Origin of the sequence: Corynebacterium provencense, from assembly GCA_900049755.1 — a bacterium.
GTDB classification, from domain to species: Bacteria; Actinomycetota; Actinomycetes; order Mycobacteriales; family Mycobacteriaceae; genus Corynebacterium; species Corynebacterium neomassiliense.
In genome coordinates, this window is record LT160593.1 from 817,259 (window position 1) to 830,121 (window position 12,863).

The 12,863-nt window shown below is 65.8% G+C and carries 8 protein-coding genes and 2 pseudogenes; 6 read left to right on the plus strand and 4 right to left on the minus strand.

Annotated features, from left to right (window positions below):
- On the plus strand, positions 1 to 1,110 hold a 1,110-nt coding region (locus BN3906_RS10165; RefSeq protein ID WP_315969046.1), incomplete at its 5' end, for a cytochrome b/b6 domain-containing protein.
- A gap of 65 nt (positions 1,111 to 1,175) precedes the next feature.
- Here the strand turns inward: BN3906_RS10165 and lplB are convergent.
- Together lplB and BN3906_RS10175 are read right to left on the minus strand one after the other, a co-directional pair.
- Positions 1,176 to 2,243, minus strand: a complete 1,068-nt coding sequence (gene lplB / locus BN3906_RS10170; protein ID WP_066587935.1) for a lipoate-protein ligase small subunit — start codon at positions 2,241 to 2,243, stop codon at positions 1,176 to 1,178.
- An 86-nt stretch (positions 2,244 to 2,329) separates the two neighbouring features.
- Positions 2,330 to 4,528, minus strand: a complete 2,199-nt coding sequence (locus tag BN3906_RS10175) for a RecQ family ATP-dependent DNA helicase (RefSeq protein WP_066587937.1) — start codon at positions 4,526 to 4,528, stop codon at positions 2,330 to 2,332.
- Between the two features lie 468 nt (positions 4,529 to 4,996).
- On the opposite strand from BN3906_RS10175, the gene BN3906_RS10180 reads away from it, so the two are divergent.
- From BN3906_RS10180 to BN3906_RS10200, 5 genes and pseudogenes are all read left to right on the plus strand, one after another.
- The gene (locus BN3906_RS10180; protein WP_078057355.1) at positions 4,997 to 6,211 is read left to right on the plus strand and encodes an NAD(P)/FAD-dependent oxidoreductase; all 1,215 of its coding nucleotides are present in this window, start codon (positions 4,997 to 4,999) and stop codon (positions 6,209 to 6,211) included.
- Between the two features lie 114 nt (positions 6,212 to 6,325).
- On the plus strand, positions 6,326 to 7,393 hold the full coding sequence (locus BN3906_RS10185; protein WP_066589787.1) for a zinc-binding alcohol dehydrogenase family protein: 1,068 nt from the start codon (positions 6,326 to 6,328) through the stop codon (positions 7,391 to 7,393).
- Complete coding sequence (locus tag BN3906_RS10190; protein WP_066587939.1) at positions 7,383 to 7,760, plus strand: CHY zinc finger protein; 378 nt, start codon at positions 7,383 to 7,385, stop codon at positions 7,758 to 7,760. The genes BN3906_RS10185 and BN3906_RS10190 overlap by 11 nt, the downstream gene beginning before the upstream one ends.
- Before the next feature lie 485 nt (positions 7,761 to 8,245).
- Positions 8,246 to 9,493: pseudogene (locus tag BN3906_RS10195) on the plus strand (IS256 family transposase).
- 108 nt (positions 9,494 to 9,601) lie between these two features.
- Positions 9,602 to 10,357, plus strand: a pseudogene (locus tag BN3906_RS10200) (serine hydrolase domain-containing protein); the annotation flags it as partial.
- Between the two features lie 19 nt (positions 10,358 to 10,376).
- On the opposite strand, the gene BN3906_RS10205 reads toward BN3906_RS10200, so the two are convergent.
- Both BN3906_RS10205 and BN3906_RS10210 read right to left on the minus strand, forming a co-directional pair.
- Positions 10,377 to 10,952, minus strand: coding sequence for a GNAT family N-acetyltransferase (locus tag BN3906_RS10205; protein ID WP_066587945.1), 576 nt, complete (start codon positions 10,950 to 10,952; stop codon positions 10,377 to 10,379).
- 684 nt (positions 10,953 to 11,636) lie between these two features.
- Positions 11,637 to 12,836, minus strand: a complete 1,200-nt coding sequence (locus tag BN3906_RS10210; RefSeq protein WP_147592909.1) for an IS1249 family transposase — start codon at positions 12,834 to 12,836, stop codon at positions 11,637 to 11,639.
- Between the last annotated feature and the right edge of the window lie 27 nt (positions 12,837 to 12,863).

The window sequence follows — 12,863 nt, forward strand, 5'->3', positions numbered from 1 at the left end:
CCTGGTCTCTTGTCCACACCTAGTGCCGACTGCGCGGGTGCTCCCGGCGTCCCCGGTGCTCCGGCAACCCCCGGTGCCCCTGCCGCAGGCAGAGGGACCGCGCCGGCTGCCGCGAAACCTCAGCCCAAGGCCAAGCCGAAGAAAAAGGAACCGCTGACGATCGCCGGTGTGGAGGTCGGGGACCTCCTCGCGGGTGCCGGTGCCGCAGTCACGGGAGCTTTCGCCTCCCTGAGAAAGCTCGGGAAGAAAGGTGCGATAATTTTCGCAGCAGCCGTCGTGGCCGCTGTCGTCATCGTCGTCATCTGCAGGCTCATCACCAACATCGACGCAGTGAAGAGCTGGATGCAGCAGTACCCGGGAGAGTATGAGCCGGCCGTCACCCCCGACGAAGGGTTCCCGATCTGGGCACGGTGGCAGCACTACCTCAACTTCTTCTTCATGGCACTCATCCTCCAGTCCGGACTCCGGGTCCGCCACCAGCAGAAACCGCCGGCCGTGTGGCAGCCGCGCAAGGGCGGCAAGAAGATCAGCATCAACCTGTGGCTGCACACGTCTCTGGACATCTTCTGGATGCTCAACGGTCTGATTTTCGTCATCCTGCTGTTCGCAACCGGTCACTGGGCCCGCATCGTCCCGACGAGCTGGGAAGTGTTCCCCAACGCGATCTCCGCAGGTCTCCAGTACGCCTCGTTCCAGTGGCCTCCGGAGAACGGGTGGGTCAACTTCAACTCCATCCAGCAGATCATGTACTTCCTGGTGATCTTCGTCGCCGCGCCGCTGGCGATCATCTCAGGACTGCGGATGAGTGAATGGTGGCCGAAGGACGCCAAGACGCTGAACAAGATCTACCCGGCCCCGGTGGCCCGGAAGATCCACTTCCCGACCATGCTCTTCTTCGTCCTGTTCGTGATCATCCACGTGTTCCTGGTCTTCACCACCGGGATGACCCACAACCTCAACCACATGTTCGCCGGCAACCAGTCCGGAAACCTCGGAGGCTTCCTCTGGTTCGTCCTCGGACTCGCCGTCGTCATCGCGGCACTGGTCGCAGCCCGACCGTTGGTGATCCAGCCGATCGCCGGCAAGTTCGGCCAGGTCAGCGCCCGCTAGAAACCCCCGGCGCCGGCCGAACCCCCGCCTCCGGTGTCACCCGGGGCCGTCACCCGGAGGCCGTGTCACGGCAGCCGGTACGTCCACTCCGGGGTCGAGAATTTCACGTCACACCGCTCACGCGCGACCTGCAGGTCGCGTTCGGTGATCTCACCTTCGCTGGCGCCGTACTTCTCCTTGAAGGTGTCGTGGAACACCCGGAGGATCTCTTCACGGGGCAGCTGAGTCTGTGAACGCATCGGGTCGACCCTCTTCACCGCCGACCGGGTGCCCTTGTCCTTCATCTTCTCCTTGCCGATCCGGATGACCTCCAGCATCTTCTCGGCGTCGATGTCGTAGGACATGGTCACGTGGTGGACCATCCACCCGTTCGAGAACCGCTTCTGGGCGGCGCCACCGATCTTTCCCTCGTCGGAGGAAATGTCATTGAGGGGTACGTAGTGGGCGTTGATTCCCACCTTCTTCAACGCCTCCATCGTCCACTCGTCGAGGAACGGGTAGGACTGTGCGAAACTCAGCCCGTCCACGAGAGCCTGCGGCACGACCAGGGAATATGTGACACAGTTACCCGGCTCCATGAACATCGCCCCACCACCGGTGACCCTCCGGGACACCGTGATGCCGTACCTGTCCACACCCTCCTGGTTGATCTCGTTCGCATAGGACTGGAAGGACCCGATGACGACCTGGGGGGCGTTCCACTCCCACAACCGCATGAACGGCTTACGCCGTCCGGCGGCCACCTCCTCGGTGAGGGTCTCGTCCATCGCCACGTTGAGCATGGGGTCGACAGCGGGGCCGTAGATCACGTCGAAATCGATGTCGTCCCAGCCCACGGCATGGCCGAGAGCACGACGTACCGCTATGCCCACACCCTCGGCGGTGATGCCGAAGAGCACGTCACTGCGCAGCAGGGAATCGGACACACGCTCGGCGTACCCCTCCGCGGTGAGGTCAGCGGGAGCCTCCTCGAGTGCCGAGGTGATGCGGACAAGCACTTCATCCGGTTCCAGGAAGAAGTCGCCCGCGATACGGACGCCCGTCAGAACCCCCGGTGAACTCTCGGAGGCCCTGGTCACCTCCAGATCGACGACAATGAGTTTCCCCCCGGGGACCTTGTATTCTCCGTGCACGTCAGGCTGCCTTTCTCAGGTTTCTCGGGGCCCCGGTTCACTTTGGGTACCCTCACCGGAACAAGTGTACGCACCGGGCGGACACCCTAGCCCCGCACAGCGAGGGCGAAAGGCAGGACCGCTCTCGCCCCCGCCCGTCGCAGCTCCCGCCCCGCCATTGTCACCGCCCACCGGGACCCGATCTCCGAGTCGACGAGCAGCACCACCCGTCCCCGGACCGCGGCGGCGGTCTCCGCAGGAACCTCGAATGCACCGTAGAGGTTGCGCACCCGGTAGGCACTGTTGACATCCGGTGTCCCCGGATCCCGGGTGAACCTCAGTTGGCCTGCGTCGACCATCCTGCCCAGCCGCGCCAGACCGGAGGCGGTGTCCGCCACGGTGACCGGACGGGTCGTGGAGGGCATCGCCACGACAGCCTCAGGGCGTTCCTGCCACCTCCACCCGCTCAGAACCCTGACACACCAGTCTGCGATGTTCCCCGGGACCGGACCGTCGGCGTGGCCCTCGGCCAGGAACTCCCGCAGCACCTGCCCGGCCCCCAGGTCGGTGAGGCGGGCCACGGTCATCCCCGCCGCGACCTGCTCATCGGCAGGGACAACCCCTTTGAGCGGGACGCCCACCTTCTCCATTCCGCCGGGCCACCGGGTACGTGGCTCGACCGGGACGCCGAGAGTGGACAGCACCTTGCGTGCCCCGGACTCGGCGTCCTCGCTGACCGTGGCGTCCCACCACACCCCGGCGCAGACGTCGCAGCGTCCGCAGTCGTGGGCGGTCGGATCGTCGAGTGCTTCGGCGAGGAACCGCATCCGGCACATTGTCCCGGCTTCGTACCGGAGCATCGCCTCAGCCTCCCTGCGACGTGCCTCGGCGACCGCCTCATAGCGTGGCGCGTCATAGGTCCAGGGTCGTCCGGTGGTGACGAAACCGGAACCCGCCCGCTCCACCGCCCCGTCGACCTGCAGTGTCTTGAGCAGCAGGTTCAGTCGTGTCCTCCTGATCCCGACCAACGGTTCCAGTGCGGGAACCGACAACGGCGACGCAGATTCGGACAGGGCGGCCAGCACGGCGAGGGCGTCCTCTTCCCCGGGCATCGACGCGGTGGCGAAGTACTCCCAGATCTCCGGGTCGTCATCCCCGGGCAGCAGCAGAACATCGGCGGAGTCGGTGGCACGCCCTGCACGTCCGACCTGCTGGTAGTAGGCCACCGCGGAGGAAGGTGCCCCGAGGTGCACGACAAACCCCAGGTCGGGTTTGTCGAACCCCATCCCCAGGGCGCTTGTCGCCACAAGGGCCCTGATCCGGTTGTCCCGGAGGGCCTCCTCCAGGCTGGCACGGTCCTCGGCGTCCGTCCGGCCCGTGTACGGGGCGACGTCATGGCCGGCGTCGCGCAGTGCGCGGGCTGTGTCCTCCGCCGCGGAGACGGTGAGACAGTAGATGATCCCCGACCCGGTGAAGTCGTTGAGATGACTGATCAGCCAGCCGACACGGTGACCGGAGGACGCCACGGGTGCGACCCCCAGGCGCAGTGAGTCTCGCGACAGCGGACCCCTGATCACCATGGTTTCGCTGCCCAGCTGGGCGGAGACATCCTCCACGACCCGGCTGTTCGCCGTGGCGGTGGTCGCGAGCACCGGTAGGTCCTCCGGCAGGGACTCCAGCAGCGAACCGATACGCCGGTAGTCCGGGCGGAAGTCGTGGCCCCAGTCGGAGATGCAGTGCGCCTCGTCGACCACGATCATCCCCACCCCCGGCGACGCCGGACCGTCCTGCAGAGAACCGTCGTGCTGAGAACCGTCGTGCTGAGAACCGTCCAGGAGCGGGTCGAGGACGCGGTCGCGGAACCGGGGGTTCGTCAGACGTTCCGGGGAGATCAGCAGCACATCCAGCCGACCGGAACGAAGATCCCCGACAACCTCGTCCCACTCGGTGACATTGGAGGAGTTGACCGTGGCTGCCTTGACCCCGGCGCGCCGGGCCGCGGCAACCTGGTCCCGCATCAGGGCGAGCAGCGGGGAGATGATGAGGGTGGGACCTGCGCCCCGCTCACGCAGCAGCCGGGCAGCGACGAAGTACACCGCGGACTTTCCCCACCCGGTGCGTTGGACGACGAGGACGCGACGGTGCCCGGTGACGAGGGCGTCCACGGCCTCGAACTGCCCCTGCCTGAACTGTGCGTCGGGGCGTCCGGTGAGTTCCCCGAGGATCCTCGTCGCGTGGGGCAGAAGGTCGGGGTGAAGGTCACCGTCCCGGCGTTCCGGTTCCGGAGATGCTGCGGGAGGGGTCATCGGCAACCTTGTCTGGGAGGATCGGGTCAGGGAGACGGGTCTGGTCCGGCGGACAGTGCCTGGTCCGAGCCGTCGACCACCAGGGTACCGGTACCACCTGCCGGCTCTGACCTGTCCGCCGGCCCCACCGCCTCGCCGCCCCCTCAGGCTTGTCTCTTATACACTTCTAGAGGTGTATAAGAGACTGGGATGCAGCAGGACCCGGGAGAGTATGAGCAGGCCGTCATCGCCGACGAAGGGTCCTCGTACTTTGCTCGGTGGAAGCACTACCTCATCTTCTTCTCTATGGCACTGGGAGTCCCTCGCCGTCTAGGGGGCTGTCTCTTATACACTTCAGGAGGTGTATAAGAGACAGTTCAGGCCCCGCCCGCCGGCGTCTACGGGGGCGGGGCCGGCAGTGCAGGGGCTACAGTGCAGGGGACAGGGCCGTGGTCAGGCAGGGACAGACCGTGAGTGAGGTGGAGGACAGTGCAGGACTCGGGAACGGAACTCCGGGACATCTGTGTCGTCGGCGCAGGTGTTCTCGGACTCTGCGCGGCACGGGAACTGGCGGTACGCGGACACCAGGTGACCCTCCTGGACGCCGAGGCCCCGTTCGCCGGGGCCAGTCACCGGTCCTTCGCCTGGATCAACGCCAACAACAAGCCCCCGCACGCCTACCACCGCCTCAACGTGGAGGGCATGGCCGAGCACGACCGCCTGCAGAAGGAGCTCCACGGAACCTGGTTCCACCGTTCCGGGGCGGTCCTCGCAGCCACGGAAGGCAGCCCCGGCCAGCGCGCCGACCTGCTCGGAAACCGTCTGGACCGGTTGCGCCGGGAACAGTACCCGGTGGAACCGGTGACCCTCGCCGACCTTGAGGACCTGGAGCCGGTCGTGCGCTGGCGCGATTTTCTACCCGAAGGCACCACCGCCCTCTACTTCCCCGGCGAAGGCTACCTGGACGCCGACCTCTTCGCCGCAGGGCTGCTCAATGACCTTGCCTCGCACGGGGTGACCGTCCAGCAGGGACGGGTCACCCACATTGATTCCACCCGGGACAACGCCAGGGTCATCCTCGACGACGGCACCGCACTGACCCCGGACGCGGTCGTGGTGGCGGCAGGTGCAGCTTCCCGGGGGTTCGGCCTGCCTGTCGCCGACCTCTCCGTCCCGGGAGAGAGGACCCACAGCTTCCTCGGCCTGACGGTGCCCACCGACGTTCCTCTGGGACGGGTGGTCATCAGCGACCGTGTCAATGTCCGCCCCCGGCATGACGGCCGGTTGTGGGTCCAGCTTCCCCCGGTGGAACACCGTGTCGCCGAGGCGTCGGACCCTGCCGCACTGCCGGCACTGCTCGACGAGATCCGTCACCTCATGGAGATCGAACTCGCCACGGTCTTCGGTACAGCCGTGCCGGTCGCCCGTGTGGAACTGTCGGCGCGCAGTCTGCCAGAGGACGGGCTTCCCCTGGTCGGGTTCACCGACCCCCACCGTCGCATTTACGCGCTTGTCAGCCACTCGGGGATGACACTGTCCGCACTGCTGGGGCGCCTGGTCGCCGAAGAGGTCGCCGGAGAGCCCGGGGGCCGGGGTGCACAAGGGGACCGTGAGACTGCCGGGGACCTGCTCGGACCCTTCCGTCCCGGCCGTCCGGGAGGTGCGGACCCGGCACCGGCCACCCCCTTCATTGGGCGGCAGTAGACCGCCGGGTGCCCCCGGGGCGTGACGGACGCACTACGGGACACCACAATGGGACACATGGACACCACACCAGTCACCACCCCGGCGCCCGGGGCGTCCCCGGTACCACGCACGATGCGGGCCTGGCAGGTCACAACCCCGGGCCCCGTCGACGGCCCCGACGCACCCCTGGAACTCGTCGACAGGCCTGTACCGGATCCCGGCCCCGGTGAACTGCTCGTCCGGGTGCACACCTGCGGGGTGTGCCGGACCGACCTCCACGTCACCGAAGGCGACCTGGACGTCCACCGCCCGCACGTCACCCCGGGCCACGAGATCGTCGGCGATGTCGTCGCACTGGGAGCCGGGGTGGACAGTTCGTGGGCGGGTGCGCGGGTCGGCGCCGCCTGGCTGAGGTCGACCTGCGGTACCTGCCGGTGGTGCACCTCCGGCCGGGAGAACCTCTGCCCGTACTCGACCTACACGGGGTGGGACGCCGACGGCGGCTACGCCGGATACATGACCGTGGACGCCAGATTCGCCTACCTGCTCCCCGCCACCGACGACGGCGGCGAGGGCAGCGAGGCCGGTGGCCCGGGCAGGGCCGGCGACGTCGCCATGTCCCCGATGCTGTGCGCGGGAATCATCGGATACCACGCCCTGCAGCGCGCCGGGTTGCCCGCGTCCACACCGGAGCACCCGGCCCGCCTGGGCCTCTACGGTTTCGGAGGCTCGGCGCACCTGTGCGCCCAGGTGGCCCTGGCCCAGGGTGCGCGGGTCCACGTCCTGACCCGGGACGCTGACGCGCAGAACCTGGCACTGTCCCTGGGGTGCGCCTCGGCGTCCGGGGCGTACGACATGCCCCCGGAACCGTTGGACGCCGCGATCCTGTTCGCACCTGTCGGAGACATCGTCCCGGTCGCCATGCGGGCACTCGACAGGGGAGGGGTGCTGTCCATCGCGGGGATCCACCTGTCAGACACCCCACCGCTGAACTACGAGAACGAACTGTTCTACGAGAAGGAGATCCGGTCGGTCACCTCGAACACCCGGGCCCAGGGACGAGAGTTCCTCGACCTCGTCGACCGGTACCATGTGCGCGCCACGACCCACGAGTACCCGATGAGCAGGGCCCTTGACGCCCTCCGTGACCTGAAGGCCGGGCGTTTCGACGGGGCGGCGGTGCTCGTCAATGACTTCTGAACCGTCAGGGGACGCCGCAACGCTGGTCGGGGGCGTCGGCTGCGCCCACTGGCATTCAGCGCGGGACGTCGTCGCGGTGCGGTTCCGCTGCTGCGGGCACACCTACCCCTGCCTGCTCTGCCACGCGGAGGCAGAAGACCATCCGGTGACGCCGTGGCCCACCGCCACCGACGTGCAGCGCCGGGAGTCCGCGGTGCTCTGCCGCTCCTGCGGAACCTGGCTGACGGTGGGGGAGTACCTCGCCGTCTACGGGGTGGACCACGGGGCCGGGGCAGGTCACGACGGGAGACCACCGGCCTGCCCGGGGTGTGGCGCCGCGTTCAACCCGGGCTGTGCACTGCACACGGGAATCTACTTCGACGTCTGAACCGGAGTGCGCAGCTCCGGTGACCGGATGACCAGGCTGCCCCGGTGCTGTGGCGCGTGCGTCGAAAGACCCCCGGACCTTCGCGGAGAAGGAGCCGGGGGTCTTCCTGTCGGGGGGTGTAGCGCGTTCGGCGATGTTTCCCCGAAGGAGAATACGCTGGTCATGCGCCTGAACCGTGGAGTCTACCGGGTCTGCAACCGGCCCCGGAACACCGCTCCGATGGACCATCAGGGCCCTGTTATGACCTGACTTGGTTCAATTTAGTGCCCACATCGCTCGGTAGCCGACCTGATTTTGGTCATCAGTTCGGATAGTTCCGGCGGCAACGGCACAGCAGCCACCGCCTCGTGCCCGCCCACATTGGGTTGTGTCCTCTAGCGTGGTGCTTCTGTAACTGCCGGTGACCGCGTCGTCCACGACGACGGCGACCACCGCAGGTACCTTTCGAATCAACTCTCACATCTCCTCGAAAGGCACAACCCACGATGGTCACCAGCCCCCATGATATCGACCCGTCGACCTACCTCGACGACCTGCTGACCGAAGCCTCCCCTGACCTGATGCGCCAGATGCGCCCGTAGCTTCATCAACCAGATCCTGTCCACCCAAGCCGACCAGGTCTGCGGTGCCGACTACGCCACCACCTCAGAGTCACGTACCAACACCCGCAACGGCTATCGTCACCGCGATCTGGACACCCGTGTGGGCACCGTCGACGTCGCCGTTCCCAATCTCCGCTCCGGCTCGTTCTTCCCCGACTGGCTGCTGGAACGCCGAAGCCGCGCCGAACGAGCCTTAAGCACCGTTATCGCGACCTTCTACCTGAAAAGGCATGTCCACCCGCAGGATGAACGACCCGGTCACCAGCCTGGAGATCACCAACCTGTCGAGATCGCAGGTGTCCGACATGGCAAAAGATCTGGACTCCATGGTCGAGGACTTCCGTCACCGCCCACTGGACGGCGGGCCGTACCTGTACGTGTCGGCCGACGCGCTGACGATGAAAGTCCGCGAAGGCGGACGGGTCGTCAAGACTTCGGTCCTGCTGGCGACCGGGGTCAATGCCGAAGGCTACCGCGAACTGCTCGGCATGCAGGTCGCCACCAGTGAGTCCGTGGCCTCCTGGACCGGGTTCTTCCGTGACCTGAAAGCCCGCGGGCTGGATCAGGTGTACCTGGTCACCAGTGACGCGCATCTGGGCATCCAGCACGCGATCGGTAAGGTGCTGCCGAATGCGTCGTGGCAGCGGTGCCGGACACACTTCGCCAAGAACCTGTCCGGCTTGGTGGCTAAGTCGCAGTGGCCGACATTGTCGGCGATGTTCCACACCATCTTCCAACAGTCCGATGCCGAGGCAGTGTGGTCCCAGGTCCGGGAGGTCGTCGGTTTCTGCCAGGGCAAGTTCCCGCATGTCGCCGACTACCTGGAGGAAGCAATCGACGAGCTGCTGGCGTTCACCAGCGTGCCGAAAGCGGTGTGGACCAAGGTGTGGTCCAACAATCCGACTGAGCGGCTGAACCGGGAGATTCGCCGGCGTACCGATGTCGTCGGGATCTTTCCCAACCGGGATGCCGTGGTGCGTCTGGTCGGGGCCGTGCTGGCCGAGCAGCATGATGATTGGATCGAGGCAGAAGCGGTACATGTCGCTGACGAGCCTGGAGCAGACCCGGACGATGATGACCGCCAACGTCATCGATGTCGACGGCGACGAGTCAGCCCGGGAGGCGGCGTGATCCGTCGTCAACACCGAGCCCGTGATGGCCCCTGACCCGGTGTCACCAGCCCTGTTTTATCGAAAGGCAGGCACACCACTTCCCCGGACTTGACCCGAATGGGGCTCGGTCACCAAGACCGTCACCGCCCGGATCACCGAACAACTCGACCTCGCGGGCACCCTCGAACTGTCCGCGCCGGTCAGCGAGTTATTGCCGCAGACGCCGCTGCCGAGCACCGATGATGTTCGCTCGCTCGTCTTGCACACCTCGGGCTTGCCGCGAATCCCCAAGGGCATGATTACGACGGTGGCGGAGGCGCGCGATCCGTACGTGAAGTTCACGACCGCGTACTTTGATGCCGAGGTGTCACCGGCCCTTGCTGAGCAGCACCGTGGCACCGTGGGATCGTTCGAGTACTCGAACCTCGGCTATGCCGTGCTGACCCGTTTGCTCGAAGTTGTCACGGGACGCGATTGGTGGTCGCTCGCCTCCGACGAAGTGTTCACGCCGCTCGGCATCACCGGCGTATCGATCCACCCGGCCCCGGAACGCGTGCCCGTACTGCGCACCTGGACAGGCGGCGTCCGCCAACAGTGGACAGATACCGGCCCATTCATCGGTGCGGGCGGAATCTGCGGCACTTTCGAAGCGCTCGAACAATACGGTACCGCTATCGCGGCGCAATCACGCGGCGTGAGGCCGTTCGGGTGGATGGACGACCCCACGCTCTGGTGGCACAACGGACACAACCGCGACCACGGAGCGTTCATCGGCGTCTCACACGACGGAGTAAGAAGCGTGACCGCGCATACCCTCGGATACAACGCTGGCCGTGCTGACCAGATCGCGGCAACGCTCGAACGGCATTATCCCCAAGCGTGACATGCCAGCGCCCTTGCGCTTACGACAGGAGCGGTTTTCGCATGACGACACGGGGAAAACCCTCGATCATCGATGATGTTTCTGACGCCAGAATGAAACCGGCGCTCTCGAACAGTCTTCGCGTACCGACGTAGGCCATCGTGAGGTTGATCTTCTCTCCATGACTATCCACCGGGTAGCCCTCGACCGCGGGTGCACCGTGGTCACGCGCGAAATCGACTGCACCCTCGATGAGGTTGTGCATGATCCCTTGTTTGCGATAGCCGGGCCTCACCCGAAAACACCACAGTGCCCACGCATCAAGATTGTCAACATGCGGGATCGTTCTACTTCTAGCAAAGCTCGTGTCCGAACGCGGGTGCACGGCAGTCCATCCGACTGGTTCGCCATCGAGATAGGCAATCACCCCAGGCGGCAGAGCGTCCTCGCATAGCTCGCGCGCCCTACCCGCACGAGCGAGTCCTCGCAGGCTGTTGTTCTCCTTGCTGCTAATGCGATCAGCCAGGCAGTAGCAGCCGTTCGATGTCGGCTTCTTCGGGCCAACGAGGAGCGCCATATCCTCAAACACTGTGGCCGGGCGGATCTCAACTCCCATGAGTCCAGCCTACTTTGAGTGCGTCACGGACGTCAGGAAACTCGGATACTGTGACATCCTCGCATGTCCGCGACAAACCCCGCTCGGTAACGTCGACCGGCCGTCGTAAACTGATCATGTGCAGACGCACACGACCACGGGTGAGTGTGTTTGGGGTACCTCGGCTACCCGAGTTCTACGTGTTCGGCGACGTAGTCGGCCGGAACAATAACGGTCCCACCCCACTTCGCTCCAGCACGTTGGCGAGCGATGGAGCCATGGTCACGGAGGTCCATCAGGTTCCAACGGTCGCCGTTGCGCACCCCATCCCCTCCCGGCACGCAGGCGCCGATCGTTGCGTCGGGTAATGACGACATCCCCAGTGGTAGCTCGGGTTCCGTCGCGGAGACCTGTCTCGCGAGGCCCTCGGACGACGCCATCAAGGATCAAGTCGGTGCGGGCGCGGCTATTCAAGGCGGTGACCGACATTCCCGTCGCGTGTTGCTCTCGGGCTGGAGTAGTGCTGGTTCAGCACACCTGGTGTCTACTTTTCCGCCCCATGACACCTTCCATCTGCCCCCAGAATGCGCAGCAGAGCTGTGACATCGTCCGGGCACCACTGCCTGTTCGACAGTCTAGCTCTCACGGTGCTACGGACTGCTGCCGGCGGGTTATACGACAAAATGTGTGTCTTTCACCGGCGTGTCATCGGCCGAGCCAGCCTTTCTGCACTCCCATAGAGTGTTGGTAGGTGGAGTCAATCGCGGTGTCGTAGATAGTTGGCCGACCGTCGTCAGACGGTGACTGGTCTTCATTTGCGAGCAGGTCTTGTGCTTTGGCGAGTGCGACCTTGCCCCATCTCTGGTCCCCGGCGATCCCGACAGGGTTGTCGGAGATTTGCGTGTGCAGGTGCAGCCACCAGTCGATGACGGTGCGCTGATGCTCGGCGCTCACGCCGCGGTGGGCGCGGGCGAGGGTTTTGATCATCGCGTTGAAGCCGCCTTCCAACGTGCTCGTCGTCGGTTTCAGGACCGGTGGCGGGGTCTCACTGCTGGACATCCGGGTGGGGACCTCGAGGTAGTTGAACTGGTGTCCTCGCCGGTAGACGGTGAGCAGGCTGTTGTGGGCCTTGCGGACTCTGGCGTGTGTCCAGGTCCAGTTGCGTCGACCTGGTGTGGTGCGCGGATCGGCGGCGGTCTTCTCGTTGAGGTAGTCGTCGTAGACGGTACCGTAGTCGTGCAGGCGGGTGATCCAGGCGGCCGCCTGGTCGAGGTCACGGATGCCGGTGAGTTTCAGGGCGAGGCGGTAGAGGGTTTTCCCGGCCGGGGTGCGGGGTCTGCTGGTGGTGTGGCGGCGGACGACGCGTTGGACGTGGACGAGACAGCGCTGCACGGTCGTGGTGGGCCAGCAGGTTCTGATGGCGGACTGGGCGCCTTGACCGCCGTCGGTGGTGACCAGCAGTGGGGCGGCGATGCCGGTGAGGAGTTCGGTGTAGGAGGTGGTGGTTTCACGTTTGCACCAGTGCCAGTCGATGACGTGGGTGGCGGTGGCGGCGATCAGCAGGCAGCCGCCGGCGAGGTAGGTGCCGTCGATGAAGATCTGATCGTGGATCCGGTGGGGGTCTGGGGTGTGGGGGATGGTGATGTACCAGCACCAGGTGAAGCGTCGTTGCAGGGTGCGGGCCGTGACATGCTGTGCGGCCGCAACGTCGTCGAGGGGTCTTGTGCTGGTGGCCCAGGTGATGAAGGTTCTGAACGTCGCTGCCTTGACGGCGGTGGTCTGGGTGGTGCGGGTTGAGGAGGCGTTGCAGGTGGTGCAGCGCCAGCGGGTGGTGCCTTTGGAGGTGGTGCCGTTTTTCTTCATCGAACCGTGGCAGACGGGGCATCGGGGTCTGTTGGTTTTCACCCTTGCTGATCCAACCGTCAGGGATGG